At 47.7% G+C, this 26,836-nt stretch carries 27 protein-coding genes; 12 read left to right on the forward strand and 15 right to left on the reverse strand.

Annotation, left to right across the window (positions count from 1 at the left end; genetic code table 11):
* Nucleotides 1-124 precede the first annotated feature (124 nt).
* Nucleotides 125-1,396: an ethanolamine utilization protein EutH gene (eutH, locus tag ASG16_RS11055; protein ID WP_056490349.1), complete on the forward strand. Its 1,272-nt coding sequence runs from the start codon at nt 125-127 to the stop codon at nt 1,394-1,396.
* Between the two features lie 40 nt (nt 1,397-1,436).
* On the opposite strand, the gene ASG16_RS11060 is transcribed toward eutH, so the two are convergent.
* Both ASG16_RS11060 and ASG16_RS11065 read right to left on the reverse strand, forming a co-directional pair.
* On the reverse strand, nt 1,437-2,081 hold the full coding sequence (locus ASG16_RS11060; RefSeq protein WP_056490351.1) for a DUF2625 domain-containing protein: 645 nt from the start codon (nt 2,079-2,081) through the stop codon (nt 1,437-1,439).
* Between the two features lie 208 nt (nt 2,082-2,289).
* Nucleotides 2,290-2,775 carry an SRPBCC family protein gene (locus tag ASG16_RS11065; RefSeq protein WP_056490353.1) on the reverse strand — a complete coding sequence of 162 codons (486 nt, stop codon included), beginning with the start codon at nt 2,773-2,775 and terminating at the stop codon, nt 2,290-2,292.
* Nucleotides 2,776-3,016: 241 nt separating this feature from the next.
* On the opposite strand from ASG16_RS11065, the gene ASG16_RS11070 reads away from it, so the two are divergent.
* Entirely contained in the window at nt 3,017-3,898 is an 882-nt protein-coding gene (locus ASG16_RS11070; protein ID WP_017250060.1) for a YitT family protein, read from the forward strand.
* Nucleotides 3,899-4,339: 441 nt separating this feature from the next.
* Here ASG16_RS11070 and ASG16_RS11075 read toward each other — a convergent pair whose 3' ends face one another.
* Nucleotides 4,340-4,747 (reverse strand): hypothetical protein, encoded by a 408-nt coding sequence (locus ASG16_RS11075; RefSeq protein ID WP_157966769.1) that lies wholly within the window; start codon nt 4,745-4,747, stop codon nt 4,340-4,342.
* A 110-nt stretch (nt 4,748-4,857) separates the two neighbouring features.
* On the opposite strand from ASG16_RS11075, the gene ASG16_RS11080 reads away from it, so the two are divergent.
* Nucleotides 4,858-5,352, forward strand: a complete 495-nt coding sequence (locus ASG16_RS11080; RefSeq protein WP_056490360.1) for a GNAT family N-acetyltransferase — start codon at nt 4,858-4,860, stop codon at nt 5,350-5,352.
* A 54-nt stretch (nt 5,353-5,406) separates the two neighbouring features.
* Here the strand turns inward: ASG16_RS11080 and ASG16_RS11085 are convergent, their stop codons facing one another.
* Together ASG16_RS11085 and ASG16_RS11090 are read right to left on the reverse strand one after the other, a co-directional pair.
* Nucleotides 5,407-7,146, reverse strand: a complete 1,740-nt coding sequence (locus tag ASG16_RS11085; protein WP_056490363.1) for a sensor histidine kinase — start codon at nt 7,144-7,146, stop codon at nt 5,407-5,409.
* Complete coding sequence (locus ASG16_RS11090) at nt 7,143-7,859, reverse strand: response regulator transcription factor (RefSeq protein WP_056490366.1); 717 nt, start codon at nt 7,857-7,859, stop codon at nt 7,143-7,145. The genes ASG16_RS11085 and ASG16_RS11090 overlap by 4 nt, the downstream gene beginning before the upstream one ends.
* Before the next feature lie 108 nt (nt 7,860-7,967).
* Here ASG16_RS11090 and ASG16_RS11095 point away from each other — a divergent pair, with 108 nt between their 5' ends.
* The 3 genes from ASG16_RS11095 (at nt 7,968) to ASG16_RS11110 (ending at nt 10,003) form a co-directional block, all read left to right on the forward strand.
* Nucleotides 7,968-8,681, forward strand: coding sequence for an ABC transporter permease (locus ASG16_RS11095; protein WP_056490369.1), 714 nt, complete (start codon nt 7,968-7,970; stop codon nt 8,679-8,681).
* Entirely contained in the window at nt 8,681-9,601 is a 921-nt protein-coding gene (locus tag ASG16_RS11100; protein ID WP_056490371.1) for an ABC transporter ATP-binding protein, read from the forward strand. The genes ASG16_RS11095 and ASG16_RS11100 overlap by 1 nt, the downstream gene beginning before the upstream one ends.
* A 216-nt stretch (nt 9,602-9,817) precedes the next feature.
* Nucleotides 9,818-10,003 (forward strand): hypothetical protein, encoded by a 186-nt coding sequence (locus ASG16_RS11110; RefSeq protein ID WP_056490373.1) that lies wholly within the window; start codon nt 9,818-9,820, stop codon nt 10,001-10,003.
* A gap of 71 nt (nt 10,004-10,074) precedes the next feature.
* Here the strand turns inward: ASG16_RS11110 and ASG16_RS11115 are convergent, their stop codons facing one another.
* The gene (locus ASG16_RS11115) at nt 10,075-10,779 is read right to left on the reverse strand and encodes an HAD family hydrolase (protein ID WP_056490376.1); all 705 of its coding nucleotides are present in this window, start codon (nt 10,777-10,779) and stop codon (nt 10,075-10,077) included.
* A gap of 221 nt (nt 10,780-11,000) precedes the next feature.
* Nucleotides 11,001-11,426: an acyl-CoA thioesterase gene (locus ASG16_RS11120; protein ID WP_056490379.1), complete on the reverse strand. Its 426-nt coding sequence runs from the start codon at nt 11,424-11,426 to the stop codon at nt 11,001-11,003.
* Nucleotides 11,427-11,566: 140 nt separating this feature from the next.
* Here ASG16_RS11120 and ASG16_RS11125 point away from each other — a divergent pair, with 140 nt between their 5' ends.
* From ASG16_RS11125 to ASG16_RS11135, 3 genes are all read left to right on the forward strand, one after another.
* Nucleotides 11,567-12,022 (forward strand): DinB family protein, encoded by a 456-nt coding sequence (locus ASG16_RS11125; protein ID WP_056490383.1) that lies wholly within the window; start codon nt 11,567-11,569, stop codon nt 12,020-12,022.
* Nucleotides 12,019-12,537, forward strand: a complete 519-nt coding sequence (locus ASG16_RS11130; protein ID WP_056490387.1) for a GNAT family N-acetyltransferase — start codon at nt 12,019-12,021, stop codon at nt 12,535-12,537. The genes ASG16_RS11125 and ASG16_RS11130 overlap by 4 nt, the downstream gene beginning before the upstream one ends.
* Before the next feature lie 146 nt (nt 12,538-12,683).
* On the forward strand, nt 12,684-13,643 hold the full coding sequence (locus ASG16_RS11135; RefSeq protein ID WP_056490388.1) for a DMT family transporter: 960 nt from the start codon (nt 12,684-12,686) through the stop codon (nt 13,641-13,643).
* 64 nt (nt 13,644-13,707) lie between these two features.
* On the opposite strand, the gene ASG16_RS11140 is transcribed toward ASG16_RS11135, so the two are convergent.
* From ASG16_RS11140 to ASG16_RS11170, 7 genes are all read right to left on the reverse strand, one after another.
* Nucleotides 13,708-14,727: a S66 family peptidase gene (locus ASG16_RS11140; protein WP_056490391.1), complete on the reverse strand. Its 1,020-nt coding sequence runs from the start codon at nt 14,725-14,727 to the stop codon at nt 13,708-13,710.
* Between the two features lie 149 nt (nt 14,728-14,876).
* Nucleotides 14,877-15,248, reverse strand: coding sequence for a hypothetical protein (locus ASG16_RS11145; protein WP_056490394.1), 372 nt, complete (start codon nt 15,246-15,248; stop codon nt 14,877-14,879).
* A gap of 155 nt (nt 15,249-15,403) precedes the next feature.
* Nucleotides 15,404-16,840, reverse strand: coding sequence for a sensor histidine kinase (locus ASG16_RS11150; RefSeq protein ID WP_056490397.1), 1,437 nt, complete (start codon nt 16,838-16,840; stop codon nt 15,404-15,406).
* Complete coding sequence (locus ASG16_RS11155) at nt 16,840-17,538, reverse strand: response regulator transcription factor (protein WP_056490400.1); 699 nt, start codon at nt 17,536-17,538, stop codon at nt 16,840-16,842. The genes ASG16_RS11150 and ASG16_RS11155 overlap by 1 nt, the downstream gene beginning before the upstream one ends.
* A gap of 194 nt (nt 17,539-17,732) precedes the next feature.
* Nucleotides 17,733-19,067, reverse strand: a complete 1,335-nt coding sequence (brnQ, locus tag ASG16_RS11160) for a branched-chain amino acid transport system II carrier protein (protein ID WP_056490403.1) — start codon at nt 19,065-19,067, stop codon at nt 17,733-17,735.
* A 119-nt stretch (nt 19,068-19,186) separates the two neighbouring features.
* A complete protein-coding gene (locus ASG16_RS11165; protein ID WP_056490406.1) occupies nt 19,187-20,116 on the reverse strand; it encodes a DNA-3-methyladenine glycosylase family protein in 930 nt (309 codons plus the stop codon).
* Nucleotides 20,117-20,191: 75 nt separating this feature from the next.
* Nucleotides 20,192-21,112 carry a proline dehydrogenase family protein gene (locus tag ASG16_RS11170; protein ID WP_056490409.1) on the reverse strand — a complete coding sequence of 307 codons (921 nt, stop codon included), beginning with the start codon at nt 21,110-21,112 and terminating at the stop codon, nt 20,192-20,194.
* Between the two features lie 201 nt (nt 21,113-21,313).
* On the opposite strand from ASG16_RS11170, the gene ASG16_RS11175 reads away from it, so the two are divergent.
* From ASG16_RS11175 to ASG16_RS11185, 3 genes are read left to right on the forward strand one after another with little or no spacing between them, the layout of a single operon-like run.
* Complete coding sequence (locus ASG16_RS11175) at nt 21,314-23,044, forward strand: sigma 54-interacting transcriptional regulator (protein WP_056490412.1); 1,731 nt, start codon at nt 21,314-21,316, stop codon at nt 23,042-23,044.
* Nucleotides 23,035-24,174: a winged helix-turn-helix domain-containing protein gene (locus tag ASG16_RS11180; protein WP_056490416.1), complete on the forward strand. Its 1,140-nt coding sequence runs from the start codon at nt 23,035-23,037 to the stop codon at nt 24,172-24,174. Before ASG16_RS11175 ends, ASG16_RS11180 begins: the two co-directional genes overlap by 10 nt.
* A 57-nt stretch (nt 24,175-24,231) precedes the next feature.
* Nucleotides 24,232-25,488 carry an MFS transporter gene (locus ASG16_RS11185; RefSeq protein WP_056490419.1) on the forward strand — a complete coding sequence of 419 codons (1,257 nt, stop codon included), beginning with the start codon at nt 24,232-24,234 and terminating at the stop codon, nt 25,486-25,488.
* On the opposite strand, the gene ASG16_RS11190 is transcribed toward ASG16_RS11185, so the two are convergent.
* Nucleotides 25,460-26,578, reverse strand: coding sequence for a PQQ-dependent sugar dehydrogenase (locus ASG16_RS11190; RefSeq protein WP_082517231.1), 1,119 nt, complete (start codon nt 26,576-26,578; stop codon nt 25,460-25,462). The genes ASG16_RS11185 and ASG16_RS11190 overlap by 29 nt on opposite strands.
* Nucleotides 26,579-26,836: the final 258 nt, after the last annotated feature.

Consider the following 26,836-nt stretch of genomic DNA (forward strand, 5'->3'; position numbering starts at 1 on the left):
GTTATTACCATTACCTGTAAACAAGTTCATACAAGTAAGCAAAGGCGCTTAGGGTATATCTCATTTATTTAATGAGATCCTAAGTGCTTTTATTGTTTACATCCGCAAAAAAGGTGGGATATCCATGGAGCACATTGGAAGCGTCATTATTTACATCATCATGTTATGTGCAGTGATTGGTGCCATTGCCGCGATCCGCAACAGCGATGAAGGTCTCGGTAAGGAATTCATGGAAGGGATTCACTCAACAGGTTACATCTTCGTTCCTGCTGCCGGTATTATGGCGTCCCTCCCGTACATCTCTTGGTTCGTAGAAAAAGCGGTATCACCCATCTTCAACAAAATTGGAGCAGATCCTGCGATTGCGGCAACTGCGATTCTCGCATCTGACATGGGTGGCTATCAGTTGGCAAACCTTCTGAAAACCTCCACGGAAGGTTGGATTATGGCGATGATCGTCGGTCTGATGGCCGGTGCTACAATCGTGTTCTCCATCCCAATGGGACTTGCTATGTTGGACAAGCGCGACCATAAATACATGGCGCTTGGCGTAATGTCCGGTATTTTGACAGTTCCGATTGGTGCTTTTATCTCCAGTGCCATTCTTGTTTTGACAAATGCAGAAGTTCGCAATGAAATCTCGACGAACGCTGAATCTACTTACGCTTTTGCTATTGGTTTCGGTCAGGTACTTTTGAACCTTTCACCGATTTTGTTCTTCGTATTAGCGATTGCTGCAGGTCTTCGCTTCTTGCCAGACTTGATGATTAAAGGCTTCATGATTTTCGGTAAGACAATGGATGCAGCTATCAAGCTCGTACTCGTATTCTCGATCGTGCAACACTTTACTGGCATCTTCACAAAGATTTTCGGAGCATGGGGCTTCGATCCGATCATCGCCGATCCAACTGACCAATACCGTGCGTTGGAGACCGCTGGTTACATCGGTATCATGCTCGCAGGTGCGTTCCCAATGGTATACATGCTGCGTAAATATGCGGCGAAGCCACTCGAAGTATTGGGTAATAAGCTGGGCATGAGCCCTTCTGGTAGTGCAGGCTTGCTCGCAACGAGCGCGAACATCCTGGCGATGTTCCGTCTCATTCGTTCCATGCCACCAAAAGACAAGGTTATCAACATTTCCTTCGGGGTTTGCTCAGCTTTCTTGCTGGGTGACCACTTGTCCTTCTCGGCTAACTTCCAACCAAACATTATCTTGCCGGTCATGATCGGTAAATTGGGAGCAGGTATTATCGGGATTGCTTTTGCTTACTGGCTCTCCGTTCCGAAAGCACTTGAACTGGAAAAACAAGATCGTGCTGCGGGAATTATCGGTCCAGATGAGTACTTGGATCATCACAGCGCTCAAGCTGAGGTTGCAGCAACCAAACAATAAAAGCAAAAGAGCGGTCCTTCGTGGGCCGCTCTTTTTTCCTTTACACAACTTTTTGGCTCATCTCCCAAATTTCCAATGCAGGTATCGGCTTTTTTGAGCACTCCTCCATTGTTAATTCACGCGCTTCTTTTGACCACAAAAAAGGATAGATCGCGAACATTTCATCGCTTTTTAGCTTGGAAACGTCCTTCTCCCAATCCTTCCAGAAAAATGTCGCATAAAACGTATGGATATCCCCCGTCATTGCCCAGTGCAAAAAGTCGGTATAGCCAATTTCAAGATCTTCCCACGCAAGACTGTCCGGAGCGAAATACCATATACCGCCTACCGACTCCGGAAACATTCCACCATTGATTGCAAAGAATCCCCCTATGACATCGTCTGCTACCAACAGCATCTGATTCATGGCACATTGCTGATTCCAAGAAGTGATCGAACGAGGGAAATGAGGATGACCAGACCCTAGAATCCGTAGCCATCCTTGGTGAATCAGAATCCCGCCTGTTTCAAAAGCAACAGCACCTAGTGTTGACCTCGTCGTTACTTGTAAATCAACGAGCTGTTTTTTTCCTTTCTCCAGTTCAGACGGCAGAAGAGTAATCTTTCGGTCTGATGCTGACTGCCATTTCTTTATTTCCTCCATCGCTGAATCCTCTTCGCAGTACAATTCCTCGAAGCTTTTCATTTCAGCCTCCCCACTCCAAAGTTATTTGTGCGACGCCCACAAGATGACTCTCACTTCGACCAGGCAGATGATAGCGACGCCCGAAGAAAGGGAAGAATTGAAGCGTAGGAATGATCAGGATCAGCGCCCCGACGTCTATTATCTGATTGTCTCTCATAGTCTGTATATGTAATCATCAGATTGGCTCGCCAAGACGAATCCTCAAATTCTACCCTTGATGAGCAGCCTGTAGAGAGCAGCACAGATCTCCTTTGCCCGATTCAAGTGCAGATTTCAGGCTCCCCAATACATGAGACCAAGCCATTTCATGCCAGCCCCGAGCCTTTTCCCACTCCTCTCCCTCTTTCCACCCGAAATGCTCGACCAATACTTGCGTTTTCCCCTCTGCTTCAGACAAGGTGACAAGCACGTAAGTCAAGGCATCCTCATGATTCATGGTATCTGCGAATTCATCCGGTCCCTTCCATGTAAAACCCAGGCGCTCCTTCGGTTCAAAATGGGTAATGATGCACCCTTTCGTCCCCATCTGGTCGCGATTGGCTGGATTGAAGTACAATTCGTATGCTCCGCCCAGATACGGCTCAATCGTTGCATCAGGCGCAAACCACTGAACAAGCCGTTCCTTTCGTGTCCACGCCCACCAAACCAGCTCTATAGATGATGATACTTCTATCTCCTTTTTCAAGAAACCCATTGTGCTTCCCCCCAACTATTTTCCTAACAGTTTGAAAATAGCAATTTCTGTATGACCAGTCAATACAGAACACTCGCTATCCCCACTTTCACGCCTGAACGAGATTTCAAGCGTATAAATGAGTCTGAACAAGTCTGAATGGAATATTTTTTACTAAAAAGTGTAATTGTGCAGTAATCGCATAAGAATGAATGCTATAATAGCTAAGTAAGTAAAAAATTTCACAATGGGGAGAGGAACGATGGAACAACCACTTGCAAAATCGACTCATCAGAAATTACCCATTGGAAAATTGCTCAAGAGGGTCTTCGGTATCCTGATTGGTGCTTCCCTGTTCTCAGTAGCACTCGAAATTTTTCTCGTACCGAACAATATTATCGACGGTGGAATCGTAGGTATCTCGATTATTACCTCGCACCTGTCTGGGTTGCCTCTTGGTGTTTTCCTTTTCGTGCTTAACTTGCCCTTCTTAATTATAGGGTACAAGCAAATCGGAAAAACGTTTGCACTCTCGACCCTCTTTGGGGTTACGATCATGTCAATTGGTACGACACTCCTTCACCCTGTCCCAGGGCTAACGGATGATCCCCTGCTTGCAGCTGTATTTGGGGGCATACTTCTCGGAATTGGCGTGGGACTTGTTCTTCGCTATGGAGGCTCTCTGGACGGTACAGAGATCGTCGCTGTACTGCTTAACAAGAAATCTCCGTTCTCCGTTGGTGAGATCGTAATGTTCATGAACTTATTCATTTTGAGCAGTGCCGGATTTGTATTCGGTTGGGATCGCGCGATGTACTCGCTGATCGCCTACTACATTGCATTCAAAATGATCGATCTGACCATCGAAGGCTTCCAGGAGTCTAAAGCGGTATGGATCATTAGCGACAATCACAAGGATTTGGGAGATGCGATTGTTGCTCGTCTGGGCCGTGGCGTTACCTATTTGAATGGGGAAGGCGGCTATACCGGAGACGACAAGAAAGTAATTTTCTGCATCATTACGCGATTGGAAGAAGCCAAGCTGAAGCTGATCGTGGAAGAAGTTGACGAGAATGCCTTCTTGGCTGTCGGCAATATTCACGATGTGCGCGGTGGGCAGTTTAAGAAGAAAGCAATTCATTAAAGGGAAAAAAAGTGTACCCTATAGTGTGGACGTTTGGGAACGTCGGTCTATAGGGTATTTTTTGTAATTTGTAAGAATGCATCTTACATGAAGAAAACCCCAAAGGAGTAATTAGTTACTCTTTTGGGGGTCTATGATAGGCAAGGCATATACTATATATTCAAACTATACATCCTCACTATTTCTTTAAACATCGTATCCTCTTCAAACAATCTAATAAGATAAAACATCTTGGGTCACTGAAGTCTTTGAAGATACAAATCCCTTCTTCACTGTTCTTTCCATTGTTCTTGAGAGAGTTTTCCAAACGTTCAGTATCAAACTCTAATGAAATTTCCCTGTCTCCAAGGTAATAGCCGCCTTGCTGCCCACCACTATGGAGCTTGCGGAACAAAATGCCGTTGCCCCAGATGTTTTGGGCTTTCACGTTACCGCTTTGATCTAATTCTTCATCACATACCCATTTACGTAAACATATTTCGTAGCGTCCCCATTGGATTCCTTCACAGCACGTAATCCATCCGGATTGTACGCAAAAGAACCGCTGTCCCCATTCTGTTTCGAATAGGTTTTCAAGCGGTTCAATCCATCATAGGTAAATGTATAGCTGTCTTTTGTATGTGGCTCCTCGGTGCCCTCCACATGTTCCCGATTGCCTCTCGTGTCGTAACGATAGGTGCGCTCGCCCTGTGGATTCGACTCTGTCGCGATTCGATCAATCTGATCGTAGGCATAGCGATAGGTCTTTCCATTTTGCGTATGCCCTGTTGTGACGGCTTCCCCAAAAGAGTTGTATTCTTTCCGAGCCTCTACGCCATTCGGATAGCGAACCGTCTCCGTGTGTTCCATTGTGTAAAGAAATGTCTTCCAATTGTTCCCGCAGCCTTTAAAATAGAGTACGCTATCCGTATGTTGGCCTGCGATACGATACAATTTTATGCCAAAAGGAGGCTTCTCCCATGAACCACACTTTTTCGATAGAACGAGTTCCTTTTGACCAAAAGCACGTTCTGGGGCAATTGCTAGAGCTGTATACATATGACTTCACTGAGTTTGAACCTTTTGAAGTCGATGAAAACGGCTTGTTTGGCTATGACTACTTTGAAGAGTACTGGATCGAACCTGAGCGTCATCCCTTTTTTATCAAAGTCAATGGCAAGCTCGCAGGGTTTGTCCTTGTTCGCATACTCCCCAATACCGATTCAACGACCCACCCACTTTACTCCATTGCTGAATTTTTTATCATGAAGCGCTACCGTCGACTGGGCATCGGAAAAGCGGCCTCCCATCAAATCTTCAAAATGTTCCCGGGTGCCTGGGAAGTCTTTCAATTGGAAAACAACGTGCCTGCCATCGGCTTTTGGCGTGCCAGCATCCGCGATTACACAGCCAATCACTATCAAGAGCGTCAAGAGGATGGCAAAGTCATACAAACGTTCATTTCTAGACCTTAACAGAAAAAAGCCAAGGGACAGCGCAAATCCCTTGGCTTTTAGTAAGAAAACCAACTAGCTGATGGCCGCAGGAAACGTCATCACGACAACAGTTCCGCTATCCAGCTTGCTCTCCACCGTAATCTCTCCACCGTGAGCCAAGACGAGCTGTTTGGCGATCGCCATCCCCAGCCCCGTTCCACTGGTGTTCTCTCCTGTGTGCCCACCTCGGTAGTATCTTTCGAACAGATTGGCCAATGTCGTCTCATCCATGCCCGGACCATTGTCCGCAATTTTGACCATAAACTGATCGGTTGCAATCGACTGTACCTCTACGAGCACATGTGTACCTGCCGGGGTATATTTGATCGCGTTTGTCAAAATGTTGACGATGATGCGGCGAAACCAGATTGGATCGACCTCGGCCCTTAACGATTGAACATTCGCCAAAAATTCGATGTCATGCAAGGACGAGCTCGGATCGTTCACCATATCCACCACAATCCTGCGAATGGTTTCTACGATCGCGACAGGTTGCTTGACCATCGGCAACGCTTGGTTCTTGAGTCGATAGGTTAAATTCAAATCTTCAATCAGTCCGTTCATGTAGTCTGACTTTTCCCGTATCGTTTTCCCAAATTCGCTGACTTCTTTTCTGTCCCACTCATATTGTTCGGACTCCAAAAAGGTAGCATAGCCGTAAATCGAGCTCAGCGGTGTCTTGAGATCATGGGAGAGCCCGGTAATCCATTCCTCTCGCGTCTGCTCGATCTCTTGCTGAAGCTTTTCATTGGAACGCAAGGTTTCACTCAGATGCCGGAGAGCGTCAAACACATCCTTGAACACACGAAATGACTTCTTTTCTTTCCCTCGCCAATTCCTTCCGATAGGTTTTCCTTTTTTCCCGATAGGCTCCTCATAGCGACCTTGGGCCAGTCTTTCCAGCCAATTCACCATGTGCAAGAGCGGTTTTCCTACCCGCCACGCATACCAGCTACCTGCGAATAGAACGACCAGGATCAAAATAATACCGATCTGAAGGAACGTTTCCTTGACCATGGCATCCTCCGACGTCTCTTGGACACCAGACTGATAGTTTGGATTCGGAGTGCCCACTACGTACGTCAAGTCGCTCTTCGTGTCATATCGACTTGTGATGCGGACAGGAACATTTTTTGCTGTCTCGCCGTTCTGAAGTACTTCCGTCATGTCTAACTGGGCAGAAGCTTTCGGGTGATTCCATTGATGGATGAGTTTCCCCGTATGATCGTATACCAAGTACCATGCCTTTTCTTGGGAAAAGCTTTTGTTCAACGCATCCCATGTCTCTTTGCTGGTTCCCGTTTTTGCTGCGATTAGTCGCTTCATCATTTCTTTTTCTGGAGCGGGTGTTCCATAGAGAATGATCATATTTTCGTCAAATTGATTTATAACCCAGTGCGTGATGTGATAGGGAGAAGCATCTCGGTCTTCTACATAACTAATCCACTCTCCTGGCCCAAATTGACTGGGAACATCAGCAGGTGTCCGATAGTTGTACAGGATTTTTCCGTGCTTGTCGATAATCTGCAACCAGCCTTGATGCCTCGCCACGCTCTTCTCGATTTCCGGTTCGACGCGAACACGCTTCCCCTCGTAATCCATCTTCAATGTCAAATCGGACGCTTCCAGCCTAGACAAATCGACGGCCAACTGCTCGTTCATTATGCGCCAGCCTAACCCCAGCATCGCGATAATCAAAAACAGCAGCAAGACGAGGAGAAACCCGAACAGTTGCCGGACATATTGAAAAATCAGCTTGTTTCGCAAATTCATGACTGTCTTGCCGGGCTAACCAGCTTGTAGCCCAGCCCTCTCACCGTAACCAGGAGCTTTGGCTGTCCCGGATTTTCTTCTATGCGCTGGCGCAGCTTGTGAATGTGCACCATGACTGTATTTTCATCAAACATCCCGTACTCGTCTTTCCATACATGATCGTAAATTTGTTCCTTCGTAAATACCCGGTTCGGATTCTGGCAGAAAAAGACGAGCAATGAAAATACTTGCGCCGGGCAGTCCACTCGTTCTCCGTTCACGAACAGCTCGGCTGCCTCCAGATTTACTTGAAAACGGCCAAAATCAAAGCGCTTTTCTTCCTGGGCTGGAGAAGATCCCCCTAAGGTTCTGCGCAGATGAGCCTTCATCCGGGCAACGACCTCTAGTGGATGAAATGGCTTCGTTATGTAATCATCCGCTCCATAAGCGAATCCGCTTAATTTATCAAAATCCGTGCCCTTTGCCGTCAGAAAAAAGATCGGTGCCTTCGTTCGCTGGCGCACGGCTCCGCACAGCTCAAATCCATTTTTATCAGGGAGCATGACATCCAGAATCAACAAGTCGTATGTCTTCTCCTCCACCAGACGAATCGCCTCTGCTGCTGTCGTACATGTATCGATCTGGACAAAGCCTTCCTTTTTCAGCACTGTTTGAAGCATCTGCAAAATCGCTTCTTCATCATCTACCAGCAAGATTCTTGCTTCTTTCTCCATATCCGTTCCCTCCCTTGCTGTCATTCATTCTACCATGAGAACCGACGCCAACAAAAAAGATAAGGAAATGGTAAGGTAGCGTTTTAGTAGGGGAAAGGTCTGGCCATTATGATGAAGGAGAAAGGAGCGGATTTACCTATGTGGGCTATTTGCCAACACGAATTTTTTCGGCTATTTAAAAGTATTAAATCGTTAATTACCGTTGCCTTTATCGTAGGCATCTCTTACTTGGTTTCTGATCTCGTCAATCAGGCAGCAAGCTTTCTCCCACAAAAGGAGCTGGCTCAGGGACACGCGCTTGGTATCTTTGCACTCATCATGCTGTTCGGGCCCTTGTTTGTATTCAGCCTGTCTCATGATGTCATAAATCGTGAGCTAGCGGGCAGGACGATTCGCTTTCTCGTCACCCGGACTTCACGCAATCAGATCATTTTGGGGAAATTTCTCGGAGTGGCGTTCTTCTGGTTAACCTGCATGATTATTACGTTTGGCGTAGTTTTCGCCACCGTGCAAACGTTTGACGCCAAGACCTTTTACCTCTGCGTATCCCTGCTTCTCTATTGCATCTCGCTGGCGCTGCTGCTCTCGCTCGTGATACCTCGCCCCAGCTACACGATGTTTTTAGGAATTGTGATCGCACTGATCTTGCCAGGTCTCGGGCTGTGGAGCACCTTCTCCAGTCACCCAGCAGCTCCATGGATTAAATATTTGACCCCCTTTTCATTTATGGAAAAAGGCGGCGCCTGGACCGGCTTCATTTGGCTCTATGCAGCAGCTTTTCTGATCGCTTCTATGTACCTATTCCGACGGAGGGATTGTTAATGGCAATGATTGAGACCATACAGTTGAACAAGCGCTTTGGCAATCGAACGGTCGTGAATGACGTTAGTCTTACTGTGCACAGCGGAGAGATTTTCGGATTCCTCGGTCGAAACGGCGCAGGAAAATCAACCTTTATCAATATGCTGACAGGCATTCTGATTCCGACTGCGGGCACTATTCGCATGTTTGGAGAAGATGCCCATACAGAGGGCTGGAAAAAACGAATTGGCGTACTGCCGGATTACTCCACCTTCTACGACCATTTATCTCCTGCGGAGCATCTGCACTATTTCGCTCAGGTAAAAGGCGTCACACTGACAAAAGAAGAATGCATGCGCATCCTGACAGCCGTTGAGCTTGAGGAGCATGCATCCCGCAAAGCCAAAACCTTTTCCTTCGGGATGAAAAAGAAGCTGGGTATTGCCCAAGCATTAGTCGGAGACCCGGAGCTCATCTTCCTTGATGAACCTACTTCTGGTGTAGACGTCGAATCAGCCCTGCATATTCAAAATTTGCTGCGCAAGCTCCATCAACAAGGAAAAACGATCTTCATGACCTCGCACAATTTGAATGAAGTCGAGAAAATCTGTACCCGCATCGCCATCATGAAAAGCGGAAAAATCAGTTCACTCGGTACCCTCGATGAGCTGCAAGCTGCCCATCAGGCATGGCGATCTGTGAACGTACGTCACTCGGCTTTTACTAATGAGGATTCTGGAAACCTGCGCACCTTTATTGAGTCCCTCGGGCGCAATACGATTTGGGAAGACGGGCGTCTCTCGATCCAGGTCGATGACGATCAAAAAGTGGCAACGCTCGTTCGTGCTCTTGTCCAGGCACGCGTGGATATTTATGGCGTGAACGTTGAAGTCCCTTCGCTCGAACGAATTTTTATGGGGGAAGAGCCTCATGATGCTTAATCTCGTTTTTGCCCTGCTCCTATCTGGAATGCTGCTTTTCAACATCTCGATAGGAAAAAGCATGACTACCGGAAGTATGTCAATCACAATTGGCCTGATTGTCCTCAATCTCATCTTTTTCATCACAAAGTACAGGAAGAGTCAGCATGAAAAAATGAAAGATCAGGTTAGTAGATACGAACGATAATCAGGTCATGTAAATGGGGGAATATTCGCATGGCCAGTAGGTATCTGGAGTTTGCCGTTATCCTGACAGTGATTTTGCTGTATAAAATCTTTTGGGGAGATCTTACACCGGGAGCTGTCGGGATTTTAATCGGGCTGATTATTGTTACTCTCATCCTTTTCATGAGAAAGCAGTACGCAAAACGCGAGGAACAAAAGAAGCAAGAAAATAGGTAGAAAAAGCAGCTTGATTGCCACCGAAAACAGCTCGCAAGCTATGCGGCTATGGGGCAATGAGCTGCTTTTTTCTACAAGATTGCGAGAAGCTGATCCAGTCGTTCAATGATAGCGAGTGGCTGATGTTCGGAAGTAGGCTTCTTCCCCCGTGGATTGATCCAAACTGCTGAGAAGCCTGCGTCCATCGCCCCTGCTACATCTGCCTCCCACGTATCCCCTACGAACAGCACCTGCTCGCTCTCGACACCGAGCTTTTCACGAACATGTTCATATATGCGCAGATCAGGCTTATGATGTCCGATGATTTCGGAGAGAAACACCCGCTCCCGAGGAAAATACGCAGACAATCCCAAACGCTCCAGCTTGATAAATGCCATATCAACAGGACCATTGGTGACAATCCCTAGTGTATGCTCCTCTGCCAACCTCGCAATAGTAGACTGGACAGTGGCATCTGGCTGGACTGCATCCATACATGCCGCTTGGTAGGCGCGTTGAAAATCGTCTACCTGCTCCACTTCAATCTGTCGGTTGCAATCAGCCATGGCTCGCTGAAAACGTAGCCTCCTGTATTGCGTAAAATCGTAGCGTTTGGCAATAACATCGACCCACAAATCATCTCCGTGGCGCCGCAGAGCCTCAAGGAATTTCTCTTGGTCTAATTCTGCTGTAAGTGCATGGGTCGCAATCGTCTGCTGCATCCCTTTCTCCCAGCAAGCTGAAAAGTCGAAGAGAGTGTCATCGAGATCAAATAGGATTGTCGTAAATTTGGACATGGCTATCCCTTCCTTTCTTTTGCGAAATTCTATCTGCATGAGATTCTGTCTTTTGATATGATCATTGTAATGGATGAAAAGGAGGTTGGGACATCTCTGAACAGAAACTCGATATTTTGTTGGAAGGGATTAATGAACTTCTCTTGGTTACTCGTGAAATTTTGGATCGTAAGGATAAGATAATAGCAAGCTCGTAGCATCTTAACCGTCCACTATTGTTTTCACTCCGTTCTTTGGTTGACCGTCTCCAATTCCACAAGCAATGCCTCTTTCAACTCAACTGGCAAAGAAATAGATTGGCGTGTATTCGCATCGATCATGACCATTGTCACATCGGCGTCCGCCACTAATACATCTACAGCGTTGTACAGCTCCTGGCGGATGACGAAGCTTTTTTCACCCACCTTGACGACTGTCGTAATCGCCGTTACCTCTTCACGCATCTTCAATTCTTTGCGGTAGTTAATGTTTATATTGACCACTACCGGCATGATGGCCCGTCGCCTCAATTCATCCAGCGTAAATCCTTGCTCCCATATCCACTCAAAACGCGCCCACTCCATGTACTCTAAATATTTGGCATTGTTAACATGTCCGATTACGTCAATATCAGTAGATCGAACCGTTAGATGATAGCGATGAGCCATCGTTCTCACTCCTTGTTTTTCTTCAGTATACCGAATTTAGGTAACTGAGTGAACATTCATTCAAAATATTCCGAATGGTCTTGCTGTTTTTTCCTGAACTTTTTCCTATAATAAAAATAAACACCAGAAAGGAAGATTGGATGTTCGAACAAGAACTATTGCCGACCTTGCAAACAGCTCGCTCCCGATATCAGGATGCACTCGTCCAATTGGAAGAATCCGAGCTTGGCTGGAAGCTGGCTCCGGGCTCCAATTCCATCGGATTTTTGATTCATCACATCGCAGAAGTCGAATATCGATTCAGTATGATGTTTTTCGGAAGAGCAATCCCGTCCGACATCACCCTCACTACAATTGGACCTGTACAGGATGAAGGAAACTTTACCGAATTGTCTGCCCTGCTTGCTTTCAAAGATGCTGCCTACCATCACTTGCTGGATTCTCTGGCTGCTCTGCCAATAAACGCGTGGGACATCCCCTGTGAAGCACCGATTGCGACTTTGACTCCCCGTCAGGCACTCGGTCGTCTGATCTATCATATGGGCTACCACGGCGGGCAGATTGGACTTATCCGCAAATACGGAGGACCTCAATGAGTCTCATTCTGACAGGTGAGCGGCTCATCATTCGCGAATTGCTGCGCGAGGACTTACCCGACTTACTCGCCACCTACAACAGTAATCCAAAGTACAATCAGCTTCGAAACGGCACGAGCACAATAAGTCTTGCTGAACTGCAAGCCGAATATGATGCCACGATAAGCATACCTTCCGGGCATTGGCTCGCTATTACTCGTGAAGGTACAATCATCGGAGTCATCCATATCGTCCTCTCCAGCGAAAACGATTCAAAAAGCTGGATTAGTCTCTTGCTCCTGCATGCTGATTATCAGCACCAGGGCTTTGGAAAAGAAACAGTGACACTCATGGAAGCCTACTGCATCCAACATGGCAGTGAGCATGTTCATCACGGTGTCATTGCGCATAATGAACCCGCTCTTCTTTTCTGGGGACGGCTTGGCTATGAGCAGTATCGTCAGGTGGAGGCACCAGTCGGTCGTCTGACACAACCGGTGCTGCTGGTAGCCAAGTGGCTAACCCCTTCAATTTAAGGAGGTGAACTATATGAACCGTCGCCTTTTTGAAAATGATGTGCCCACCCTCCTCTCCTAGTCGGTGAGGAAGTAGTTCTCTTACTGCCTCCCGGCTACGGAATAACGCTCGAATGATTGATTCATTATTCCGGGAGGGACTTGTTATGTCACAATCACAATGGAAGCAAATGTTTTTGGGGGCTGTCTGCCTGACACTCGCCGCAGCAATCTGGGGCGGTGTTTATGTCGTCAGCAAGGTCGTGTTGGAAGTGATTCCACCGTTCACGCTATTGATTTTGCGCTTTTGCATTGCTTTAGTCGTGTTGGGGGCATTTACCATTGGTCGCAAGGAGCGAGTTGCGAGAAAAGATTATCCTCTGCTGATGGCCATCGCCTTCGTTGGGGTTACGATCTCAATCGCCGCACAATTTCTTGGTACCAAGCTGTCTACTGCCCACATGGGTGCATTGATTACCTCTGCATCCCCTGCTTTTATTGCCATTTTCGCAGTTTGGCTATTAAAGGAGCGCATCCATCTGAAGCAGGCAGCGGGTATTTTGTTAGCGACGATTGGTGTCATCATCGTCATCGGTGTTCCAGATCAAGCTGACGCCCAGTCTTCCCTGGCAGGCAACCTGATTTTGTTCGTAGCAGCGATTAGCTGGGGGTTGTACACCGTTCTCAGCAAAAAAGCAACGCAGCGCTATTCGTCCCTGCTTGTCACTACCTACGTAGCATTGTTTGGCATCATCTTTACGAGTCCGCTCATGTTTTGGGAGTTGTCTGCCACGCCTATCTCCTGGCAATTTGGTTGGGACATCTGGGCAGGCGTCCTCTATATCGGGATGATTTCTACCGCAGGTGCTTTTTATTTGTGGAACAAAGGCTTCGAGCTGCTGCCCGCAGGGAGTGGGGCCGGATTCTTTTTTGTTCAGCCCATTGTCGGTGCATTTTTAGGCTGGCTGTTGCTACATGAACATTTGGGTGTTGGCTTTTTCGCTGGTGGCGCATTTATTTTTCTTGGTGTCGCCTTGTCCACTCTGCGTACACGTGAATCGGCCAAAAATAAACGTGAAACGACGGAGGAACATCCTCTCCCCCATTACAACGAGAAGCAAGGCTAAAAATCATGTATGCTTACATGCTACGAGGACTTCCCATTCGTTGGGAAGCCCTCGTTTTTTATGCTTATGGACGAAAATATTGCCGGACGCTCCCTTTTTCGAAAGACAGCTCCACTTCAGCAAATGCTCCATTAATAAACGTGATTTGTGGCGGCATATGCCCACAATCTACATCGTAGAGAACAGGGACTTGCAGCTCACAAGCCAGCTCCCGATAGACGTCTTCCACGGTATAGCCGTCGACCGCCTGATTCGCTGGACTGCGCCCAAACATGATCCCCGCACAATGATCGAACCATCCGGCCAGCTTCATTTGTACCAAAGATCTGCGCAGATCAGTCGCAGATAGCTCACAGTTTTCTAAATACCAGATGATCGCTTCATTCCCGATCTGTTCTCTTTGAAACGTTTGCACGTCCCCATACGGTGTGCCGATCACATGCCGAATGATATCGATACAGCCACCAAGTAGCCGTCCCTGCATGTTTACGTGGGGAGTAGTCTCTGTGGTTTTCCATACAGTCGGTTCCGTCAGGTGAAAGATATGCGGCGAAGGATTCGCATGCTGCCATTCCTTTTGATACATCGGGGAAGAGTACTGCAAAACCGACTCGCCCTTTTGCGTGGACAGAACTGTTTCCCACATGGCCGTCGTCTCATCCATATGTGCTCCACGCAAATCCACCAGATTCGTCCCATGGGCCGTAGCCATCCCCGTTTTTAATGTAATCGCAAGCAACAGCACACTCACATCGGAATAGCCTAACACCCATTTTGGTTGCATGGACTGGAAATCAAGCTTGTCTAAAATCTCAATCAGCAGCTCGCCACCCCAGGGAGGGATGATGATATCGACGTCTTCCTCTTGCATTAGGGCGTTGAATTCGGCTGCGCGAATTGTGGCAGGAGCTGACTTGGCTTTTTCCTGAGTCCAGACTGTATCTTTGCAAACGATGGAATACCCCCTGCTCTCCATACGACTGCATGCCAGCCTGATCAGTTCATGCAAATACTCTGGTACACCAGATGATGGCGCAGTTACCCCTATAGTAGCGCCCTTTTTTAACGATGGATACGTGATCATGCTTCTCCCTCCCGCTCACTATGTATGTTTTTGGATAATCATACCATGAAATAGAACAAAAAAAAGACGGCCTATAGCCGTCATCAAGGTATATAAAACGGGAGGGAAGTAGAGGAGTTCAAACGAACGTGTTTCCGGTTCGTGAATGATTACTTCTTGCTGGCGTCAGTCGTTGTAGACTGTCCAGTGGAACCACTGCTTTCGGTTCCCGCAGCACTAGGTGATCCAGTGCTGGTGCCTGCATCAGAATTGGCATCTGTCGCAGGTGCTACCGTAGACGAACCTGTGTCCTTCGATGCATCAGAACTGTTCGTAGATGCATCCGTTGTAGACTGATCTTGCGAAACCGAGCTATCGGTCGATTGTCCGCTATCAGAAGTGGAGGACCCCGGAGCGGTTTCGCTTGTCGTGCCCTCTGGTTGTGTCGCCGGTTCAGGAGTTCCTGTTGTGTTAGAGCAGGCAACCAAGCTGCCAGACAGGAGTAATGCGACAGTGGCAATGGAGAGCCATTTTTTGTTCATGTTCATTCCCCTTTCATTCCTTGGCTTCGTGACCTTCTCGCTGTCACACCTATATCGTAACGGTTAAAGATAACCATTCTGTAAGGAAAGTAGGAAAAAACGATGATCAAAATATGAAAAAAGTATGACCATGATCATTTTGATCGGATCATGATTTAGTTCTCCGGCTTAATCCTTGGAAGCCATATCGTAAAAGTACTGCCCTTTCCAGGCGTGCTATCCACTCTGCATTTGCCATCATGCAGCTCTACCAGCTCTTTTACAATGGCAAGTCCAAGCCCTGTCCCTTTATTGTTCTTGGAACGTCCCCGATCCACTTTGAAAAAACGTTCCCAGATGCGATCAAGGTCATCTGCTGCAATTCCCATCCCTGTATCGATCACTTGAATCTGGACGTATTCCTCTTCCAGCGAAGCACGCATGCGAATTTCACCCGCAGCCGTAAACTTGAGTGCATTCTTCACCAGATTTTTCAGAATTTGCGCGATCCGGTCCTTGTCGGCATAAATTCGCGGCAGCTCGTCCTCTACCTCTACCTCCAAGCGAAGCCCTTTTTCCTCTGCTTCTGGATGGAAGGAAAAAGCAACCCGATTCATGACATCTGCTACATCGACAGGGAACTTGGCCAGATTTACTTCATTGTTCTCCAGCTTCATCAAGTCCATCAGGTCATCCACCAAGCGATTCACTTGCATCGTTTCGGTGTACATCACAGCGTAATACTTCTGCCGCGCCTCTTCTTCCTCTACCAAGCCGTCTTGCAACGCCTCGAGAAAACCTTGGATCGCGGTGAGCGGCGTACGCAATTCATGGGAGACATTCGCCAAAAAATCATTGCGCACTTGCTCTAGATGATGACGCTCCTGCTCCACCTTCTCCAGCTTCTGTGCCATCGTATTGATCGTTTGCGCCAAGTCGCTAATCTCATCAGACGTATCGACCTGGACGCGCTCTGCATAATTCCCTCGACCAATTTCAGCCGCTGTTCTCTCAATCGTTCGCAATGGGCGGGAGATTGACCATGACAAATACGAAACCATGATCGTAGAAAGAAGCACCCCAAATAATGTCGCCCACAGAATCGATTCTCGCATTTGACCAAAGGTTTTCTCAATTCCTTCAATCGGCGCATGCAAAATAATTCCGCCATAGATGTTTTCGCCCTCGCCCCACGGGACGGAGACCGACAACATCGGGTCATCCAGACCTTCGATTTGCAGCTCAGTTACCGCGCTTTTTCCGTTCAGCACGTTACCCGCGATGGAAACTGCCACGGACTTGCCCGTAAGCATCTCATCCTTCATCGAAGTCGCGACAATTTTTCCTTCCGTATCAAATAACCAGATGCGGGTATCAAATGACTCGTCCAGCATCGCCAGCTTGTCCAAGAGCTTTTTGTTTACTTCATTGCTGTTATGGATAGCGGCATTTACTTTTTTGGCCATCCGCAAAAGCTCTTCTTCTTTCGCGTTGTAAATATACTCTTTCGTAAAAAAGGAGAGAACGATCCCTGTAATCCCCAACCCTACCAAAACGGTAGCCAAAAAGCTGACCAGCAGTCTGCGGTAGATACTTTTCGACATGCCTAGCATCAGTGATCCACCCCAAACTTGTAGCCGATCCCCCAAACCGTTTGAATGCATTCATAAGGGAGCTTGTCTAAACGCTGTCTGATCTTTTTAATATGAACATCGATCGTTCGAACATCGCCAAAATAATCAAAGCCCCACACTTGTTCCAGCAATTGCTCTCGCGACCAAACACTTCCCGGCGATTTGACGAGTTGAACAAGCAGATCAAACTCCTTCGGGCGAAAGCTCACTTTTTCCCCGGCAACGATCACTTCCCGTTTATCCAGATCGATCGTCAATTGATCAAAAACAAAAGTCCGAAGCACTGCCTCCTCTTCTACCTTTGGCTTTGGCTGTAATCTGCGCATAATCGCACGGATACGTGCAACGATCTCACGTGGACTAAACGGCTTCGTTACGTAATCATCCGCTCCGAGCTCCAATCCGAGTACACGGTCAAACTCCTCATCCTTTGCCGTCAGCATAATAATCGGCGTATCCCACTTCTTGCGGATTTCCCGGCATGCTTCAAAGCCGTCCAACTGCGGCATCATCACATCGAGAATGACCACATCCGGCTGTTCCTTTTCCATCATCTCAAGAGCTTCTCGTCCATCTGTTGCTGAGATGAGCTCGATTTGTTGTTTTTCAAAATAAAGGCGAATAATTTCGCGTACGTTTGGATCGTCATCGGCAACCAAGACTTTCATCGTGGACATAGCCAATAACCTCCCTTCTTTCAAAACGACATAGAATGAAACATGCCGTTCAGACAATTTACGTTTTTCCATGGTAACATAGATCACCCGTGTTGTGGACGGATAGAAGTCCTATCGAGCTGGTAAAAGCAGGACAAAAATTGTTTGCGACAATAAAAAAGCGAGTGGAGCTAAAGCCCACCCGCTCATATTATTTACTTCGTTTCTCTTACAATCGGGACACTGCGTGTGAGGCTAGCCCACAGCAACCCTAGCAGTGCGCCTACAAAAGCTGGCACCACCCAACCAATTCCTACTTTGTACAGTGGCAATTGTTCCAAGATAGGCGTTAGCGAGTCGATAGACAATCCAAGCTGGGAAGCTCCATCCAACAGACTGATGACAGCCGTTGCCGTGATCGCGCCAACGTATACGGCACGATGTCCATTAAACATCCGATCACAAAACGTCAGCAGCATCAGCACGATCGCCAGCGGATAAATCGCCATCAAGACAGGCACAGAGAACGTAATCAACTGCGTCAAACCTACGTTTGCTACCGCAGCACTGAACACACACAGGATCACTGCCATTTTCTTGTAGGAGATGCTAGGAATACGACTCGAGAAAAATTGACTGCACGCTGTGACGAGCCCAACCGAAGTAGTGAGGCAAGCAAGCGTAACAGCTGCTCCCAGCAGGAGCGAACCTAATGGACCGAACAGTTGGTGCACGACCCCGGTTAAAATTTGTCCGCCATTTTCCGATTTCGCAAACGAAACACTCGTCGCGCCCAAATAGCTGAGGGCAAGATAGACAAGTCCAAGACCGGTAGCGGCGAGAATGGCTGCTTTGATCGTGGACCACATCACTTTTTTGCGGTCAATGATGCCTCTAGCCTGAACAGCCGTTGTTACTACCAACCCAAATACCATTGCAGCTAATGCATCCAGCGTCAGATAGCCTTCGACAAAACCCTTGAAGAACGCAGTATCCTGATACGCACCTGTTGGTTGTCCCACTTCACCCAAAGGAGAAATGAGTGATTTGACAAACATCAGACCAATGATGATCAAGAGAGCAGGTGTCAAAATTTTACCGATTCGATCCACCAGCTTGCTCGGGTTCAGACTCAACCAAAACGTGATGGCAAAATAGATGACGGTTGTCACAAAAAGCGGAATCCAACTGCCTTTCATGGATTCAGACAAATATGGCAGCACGCCCATTTCAAAGGTTACTGTACCTGTTCGCGGAATCGCCATGAATGGCCCAATCGACAGATAAACAATGAAGGTGAATACGACTGCAAACATCGGATGGACTCTTGTCGCCAACGTTTGCAAGTTACCGCCAGCCAAGCCTACCGCGATGATTCCCAGTAAAGGCAGACCTACACCGGTAATCAAAAAGCCAACCATTGCGATCCAAACATTATCTCCTGCGGCTTGTCCCAGTGCAGGCGGGAAAATCATATTCCCTGCTCCAAAGAATAGGGCAAACAGCATCAAACCAATTGTAATTGTTTCTTTCGTAGAAAGTTCTTTCATATGAATCCTCTCAATATTATTTAATAAAATAAAATTTTCATTAGTATAACTTAAAATTTACTCACTATTCAACCTTTAATTTTTTAAAATTATTGAACTTTTGTTAAAAATGAAAGTTTTTACAGGTCAAATACCTCTTTTCTCTTGATCGCCCCCACCGCTTCCCATACGTACAGACAATAGATACTGCGCCATGGAGCCCACTTTTCCCCTAGCTTGCGAATGTCGTTTTCATTTGGCTTCGAATTCATTCCATAGAGGTGAACAATTCCATTTCGCAAACCGATATCAGCAGCGGGCAACAAGTCTGGACGCCCCATCCCAAACATGAGCAGGCACTCTACCGTCCACCGTCCAATTCCTCGTAGTGACGTGAGGTACGTAATGATTTCCTCGTCCTTCATTATCCATAGTCTTTCCAAATCTACCGTTTCATTCACAATGGCACGGGCGAAATCGATAATATACTCTGCTTTTCGCTGACTAAATTGCAGCGTACGCAAATCCTCCACCGTCAATCTCGCTACCGCATCAGGAGTCGGAAAGGCGATGATGCCCTCGCCGCTTGCGTTTTCTACTGGGTCGCCAGCCAGTGTAACCAGCCTCTCGGTCAAATTGGCTGCAAAGGTCAGATTGATCTGCTGTCCGATAATCGTCTTGACCATGCATTGAAACAAATCGGTATCCTGCATAGGACGAAGACCGCGAAACCGCTCGGTCAGGATGGCGAGTTCCTTTTCCTCCCTCATCTGCTCGTAAATAATGGATAAATCCAAATCGACACTAAAAGTACGGCGGATCATTTTTTGTAGCAGCTGTTGTTCTGTCGTGGACAAAATCGCCTTTGTCTCGTAGTGCAATGCGGGTTCTTCCAAGCTGCCCACAAATTGCATATGGACCAGAACAGGCCGTAAGCCGATACGAAAGACGCGCTGTAGACTATTTTTTTCTTTATTCACACGTATCTGCGTATCTGGATGTGTCTCAAGACGCCGAAGCAACCGGTCAAAAGAATACGGAGGAGTAAGCGAAATAATCCAACAATTCACAAGACTCTCACCTTTCCAGATAAAATAAAAACCTCCGGAGAATCCTCCGGAGGTGTCAAGTATACTTCGCAAAACTTATTTCGTAAACATCCCTTTGAGAACAAATTTTACGTTTGCCGGACTTTCTGCCAAACGGCGCATGAAATATCCATACCAGTCGTTTCCGTACGGTACATAAACACGCATTTTATAGCCTTCGCGAGCCAAGTCAATTTGGGACTGCGTGCGAATACCATACAACATTTGGAATTCAAACTGTGTGCGCGGGATATTGTGTTCCTTTTCCAGCTTTTTCACAAAATCAATGATGTTGTCATCATGAGTTGCCACAGCAGCGTACCCACCGTTCAACAGATGCTGCTTGATGATTTTTTTGTAGTTCTCATCTACATCTGGCTTGTTCGGGTAAGCGACTTCAGGAGATTCCTTGTAAGCTCCTTTTACGAGACGGAAGTTCACTTTTTTGTCCTTCAAGCTGTCGATATCGTCCGATGCTTTGTAGAGATACGCCTGAATTACGGTTCCTACGTTGTCGTACTCTTGTAGTAATTCGTTCAAAATCTCCATGGTCACGTGATTGTGTGCGTAGTCCTCCATGTCGATACGAACGAAAATGTTTCCGTTTTTCTTAGCCGAATCCAAAATGCGTCTCATGTTGTCCATGCAGAGCTCACGGCTGATATCCAGACCAAGCGAAGTCATTTTCAACGAAAGATTGCAATCGACACCGGATTGGTGGATCGCTTCCAGCGTTTTGATGCAATAGTCAGCAGACTCGTTTGCTTCCTCTACGCTGAACACGAATTCGCCCAGATGATCCAGCGTGCACACGAGACCTTGCTGGTTCAGCTTGCGCACGGCGTTAATTGCCTCCGCAATGGTTTGACCGGATACAAAGCGACTCGCTCCAAAGCGCAGACCCCACTTTTTCGCGGCAGAATTTAAGGTTTTGTTTTTGGATAAAAATAGAAAGAAATCCTTCATAGCTTGTTCCATCGTTGACTGTCTCCTCCTCAACGTACTCTGTCCACTTCTACTAGCATGAATCGTGCCAACTTAATCTCGTAAGCGCTATCGTGATGTCTATACGATGCATTCAACACATATGTACATTACGTGTCTATTCTTGTACACTTTTGATTAGATGTACAACAGGAACGATCCCTTTGCCTGTTAGTTTGGATAAGAGGTGACGATTTGAAACCGCTATTTTCGTTGGACAGTACGCTCTCTTCCTTTGCGATTCCGCTTCCACCCGATATTGTCAAAATACGCACAGGTGAAACTGTAGGTGAATGGGTTGATAAAGAACGAAAGGAAAAAGTAGTCATCGTCTCGCCTACAACCACGCTCGAACAATCTATCAGCCACATTCTCGCTGGCACAGGCATTTCCGATCTACCGGTATTCGTCATCGTGGACGAACAAGGGACTCCGACGGGAATGGTTGAGCCCTACCAGCTCATGACTGCCTTTGTCGTGTTGACCCAAAATCAGTCTGCCCTGCTCAGTACCTTGATGGATACAATGAGTGAGGCTGTCACCATTGTGGACTCCCGCAACGTTGTCCAACACTGGAATCAGGCAGCAGAAACGATTTATGAAATCGATCGCGAGCAAGTCGTCGGCACTTCTCTCGATGAGCACTTCGCGAGTGAATCAATCCGCCTGCTCGATGCGCTACGTCAAGGGACATCTGTACAACGTGTCTATCATATTCCTCGGCCTGATAGTCATGTACTCATTAATGCGGCACCGATTCGCCGCGAGGGTGAGATTATCGGCGCGATTTCTATTGAACAGGATATTACCGAATTGGTTCGTCTCAATGAAGAATTAGCACATACGACGGCTCATCTCCACAATTTGCAGCAAGAGATGAGTCGGTTTCAGGCAGCAGACGATCCTTTTTATGCGATCAAAGGGCATTCCGCCTCGATTCAATCCGCTATTGGTTCCGCAAAAAAAGTGGCGCAGACGGATGCGACTGTGCTGATTTACGGGGAAAGCGGTGTTGGGAAAGAGCTGTTTGCCAAAGCGATTCATCAGGCAAGTCGCCGACATGAAAAGCCCTTTATTGCGATCAACTGTGGTGCCATTCCTGCTGCTCTGTTCGAAAGTGAGCTGTTTGGCTATCAAGGTGGTGCTTTTACTGGAGCCGAGAAAAAAGGCAAGCCTGGCAAGCTGGAGCTGGCGCATGGCGGGACACTTTTCCTCGATGAAATTGGGGAGCTGCCGCTAGAGTTGCAGGTCAAGCTGCTTCGCGCCTTACAGGAACGACAGTTTTACCGCGTAGGCGGAACAGAGCCGATCACCGTCAACACACGGATTGTAGCGGCGACAAACAGACAGCTAGAGCAAATGGTTGCAGACGGGCGTTTTCGCGAGGACTTGTATTATCGGCTGAACGTCTTTTCTCTGGAAATACCGCCGCTGCGCGAACGACGAGAAGATTTGCCGGAGCTCGTGCAAATTTTCATTCATGAGTATTCGGTCGCCCATGACCACTCCGTACCACGCATCTCTCCCGAGGTCATGCAAGCGTTGTTCGAGTACACTTGGCCAGGGAACATCCGACAGCTTCGCAACGTTATCGAACGTCTGTCGATCCTGCAAGAAAACGGCGTTATTTTGCCTGAGCATCTGCCGTCTGTCATTCGCAGTCACACCGAACCCACATACGCCTCTGTACTGACACCGACTGGGGGAACGTATGCACCGCCGACTCCGACACCGCCGACAATTATACGTCCTTCGGTTGCGTACCCTACTCCACCTGCAAACGAAAAAGAGCGCATTCTGGCAGCGTTGGAGCGCACGTACGGCAACAAAAAAGCAGCAGCCGAGCTGCTCGGCGTATCTCGCGGCACCCTTTACAATAAAATGAAGAAGTTCAATATAAACGAGGAGTCTTTCAAATGGGATTGATAACATGGTCCGATGATACGTATCAAATCCATTATGCTGGGGAAACGATTGTCCTTTTGCCAAAGGAATTCGCCTTGTTTCAATTTCTGTACACGTGGAAAAACCGGGCCTTTTCAAGAAGTGATCTGCTGGATCGCGTCTGGCCGCTGGAAGAGCCTACTGACCGTACTGTCGACGATCACATTTACCGTTTGCGGAAAAAACTGCAAAAGTGGTCCCATCTGCTCACGATTGATACGGTCCGAGGAGTCGGCTATCGGCTTACGCTAAAAGAGCAGCAATCGCCTAGTCCATCGGCATTAAACAGTGATTTCTCCGAGAACATCCAGAAGATGCTAACCACCTACCACGGCATGGGGATGGGGGCAGCTTTGCAGACACTCTATGCAAATCAGCAAGTTCTCGGCTTCCAGATGGACTCTTTTTATGCTACCTATTTGCGGTTTGTTGTCGGTGACTTCGGCTGGTTTGTCGAGGATAAAACTTCCATGTCCGACAAGCTGTTTTATTTGTTCCATTTATACCATATGACAGAAATTGACTCGCAAAAAACATTAGTTATTTTACAATGGGCTCTGAAAAACGCGAAAAGTATGCCTGATAATTATCAGGATGAGATGCAAATCACCGCGATCAGTGTCTACGCCCAAGCCAAAGAATGGGAGCGAGCAAAAAAACAGCTACTTCCTGCCAGAGAGGTTGTTGCGCGAGTCAATTCACCCGGCTTTCAACTCTTTTTTCAAGCGGAAGAAACCCTCTTGTATCTGCTCATGGGTGAGGTTGAAGAGGCTGAGAAAGTCATTCAACGCTCTGAGGAGATCTTGCAAGAACTCCCTATGCAGCGTGAGCTCGGCAGCTTTACCATTACACGCGGTCTTTGTCTGTACCATCGACAGGAGCTTGCCAAGGCCCGCCGCTTGGTCGATGAAGGTCTGGAGGTTTTACGAAGCACCAAGTTCGTCCCCCATCTCATTTATGGCATTCAAATGATCTTGTTGTTCTTGAAAGACTTCGGCTACGATCCAGAATGGGAGCGCAAATACCAGAAAATGTGGGCGGAATTATCCGAAGAGTACCAGTTCGATTACTTGCAGCAAAAGATTCTTGCCATCATCTCATCGAATTTCTGATATTCCTCTGACAAATCCCTTTTATCATCGAGGTAACAGATCGATGGAGGGATTTTTTTGTTAAAAGAAAATAGAACGTTCCGCACGCTGTTCATCTCTTACGGACTGTCTACGCTCGGCGATTGGTTTGATTTTATTGCGGTATCCATTCTTTTGGGTTTTGTGTGGAAGGTTGATCCGATGACGATGGCTCTCCTGCCTGTTGCCTATGCGGCTCCAAGCATCTTGCTCGGGCAGTTTGCCGGGGTGCTGGCAGACCGCGTGAACAAGGTACGTATGATCATGACGATGAATATCATTCAGGCTGCTCTCACTTTACTCCTGCTTGCCATGCCTACTCCGTTCTGGTTCCTGGTGGTCATTGCCCTGCGTTCAGGTGCCTCTGTCTTCAATGATCCAGCGCAACAGACCTTGACGCGCCAAATCGTACCTGAGAATCAATTGTTACAAGCCTCTGCCTTGAATGGAGCCGTATACCAGATGGGGAAATTGATCGGCCCACTTGCCGGAGGATTGGTAGCGGCCGTTTTTGCACCTGCCATTTGTCTGATGATTAATGCTTCGACATTCCTTCTCTCTACTGGATTTCTGTTCATGATTCGTAAAGTGGAGCATACGTTGTCCCGTACATCCGTAGAAGAGCAGCCTCTTCCTTACCGTCAAGCATGGCAAGAGGGCTGGCGCATCTTTTTACAAAACCGTGTCCTGCTACTCACCACGATCTTCGCAACCGTTACCTCGTTGGCGATTCAGTTGGCGGATACACAGTTTCCCGTGATCTTCCGTGAGAAACTACCCGACAATCCGGAAATGCTCGGGTTTACAGTTAGTGTCATTGGACTAGGCGCACTAGCCACCGTCACCTGGCTACATCGCTTAAAAGAGATTCGTTCCTACGGTTGGGTGCTGGGCGGTGGCGTTTTGCTCATTGGAATTAGTTTTTCGTGGATTGGATTATTCCAGCCGGGTGATGGCATGTATTGGCTGCTGATTCCCGCTCTATTGGCTGGAGTCGGAACAGGTCTGACTTCGGTCGGTGCCAATTATCTGGTACAAAAAGAAAGCCCCCCGCAAGCACTGGGCCGCGTGAGGGGAATTATTGATTCATTGACGAGCGCCACTTTCATTATTGCTCCGTTGCTCGGTGGCGTCATTATGACCATCTGGGGTCCAAACACTGCTTTTTTATGGGTCGGAATGTTAATTGCTTCGATTGGCGGAGGCGCTGTCCTCTTACAACGCTGGATTTGGGGGAAACGAACACAAGACGTGGCTATTGCTTCCGCTACGACTGGATCGGAACGAGTCGGATAATTTTATCGTCCCCTTCTCTCGGATTTCCACGACCATCGCGGTTGTTGGTTAACAAATAGAGTGAACCGTCTTTTCCTTCGATCACATCGCGCAATCGTCCGAACTCGTCTTGGAACAAAGTAGCAGCCTCCAAAACTGTATCCGGTCGAGTAGCGTCTAAGCTAATTTTCTGAAGCTGCTTGCCCCTGAGGTTCGCTATGAGCAGTTGTCCTTTCCACGGCCCTTTGGATACAAACGTCATGCCAGAAGGAGCCCATGTCGTATCACCGCTTTGCAGGAGGGGGGTTTTCATCCCCTCTTTTTGCTTTTCACCAGAAATGACCGGCCAGCCGTAATTGGCGCCTGGCTCAATCCGATTGATCTCATCATGTGCAGTCTGGCCGTGCTCCGAGCTATAGAGTCTCCCTGTATCCGGATACCATGCGATGCCTTGCGGATTGCGATGTCCATAGCTGTATACAGGTGAGCCGGAAAAAGGATTGTCGGCAGGAATGGTTCCATCCAGATTGATGCGCAAAATTTTTCCGGCGAGACTTGCCCGATCTTGTGCAAGCTTCGGCTCGTGCGCATCGCCTGTCGTAATATAGAGACGCTGATCCGGACCGATTTTGATTCGCCCTCCGTTGTGGATCGAGCTTCCCGGGATTTTGTCGAGGAGTACCTTGTCAATCTGTGCTGAGTTGTTTGCTTCTCGCAGTCGCAGGACACGATTGAAAGTAGCCTGTCCCTCTTTGTAAGTATGGTAAACGTACAAGTAGTGGTTATTCGCAAAATCAGGATCGAGCACAAGGCCCAACAGCCCGCCTTCACCCTCGCTTATAAATGGGGCAGGGAATGAGATGAGCGGCTCCGGCAGCAGCTTGCCTGACTGAATCACACGTATTCTGCCTGGCCGTTCTGTGAAAAAGAAGCGACCGTCCGAGGCTATATCCATCGCCCACGGCACATCTAATTGATCAGCCAATACCTCCATCCGATAGGGAAGAGACTGTTGAGCTGGCTGCGATTCTGTTGCAGGATTCGCCTCGCAGGCCACAACCGGTATACTCAGGATCAAGGTAAGCACACAAAGCATCCATTTTTTCCACATCTCACGTTTTCCTCCCTGTGCAATTTGTCCAGTAGGAACCAGGAAGCATTTTAGACAAAGTTTCGCTTATGTATACTTCTGTTCCTCTTCGCTTCGCAAAAAATCTGTGTGGATGTCTTCCAGCAGTTGAGGTGGGCGTCCAGTTTTTAGATCATTTGCTTGGTATGCCAAGAAGTCTTTTCCGTTTTTTCTTTGCCATTTCATCCTCTTTGATGCCTTTTCAAATGTAGACTGAAGCGGACAGCCCCCTCCTCCGGC

This window comes from Brevibacillus sp. Leaf182 (genome assembly GCF_001423865.2).
Lineage (GTDB): Bacteria > Bacillota > Bacilli > Brevibacillales > Brevibacillaceae > Brevibacillus > Brevibacillus brevis_C.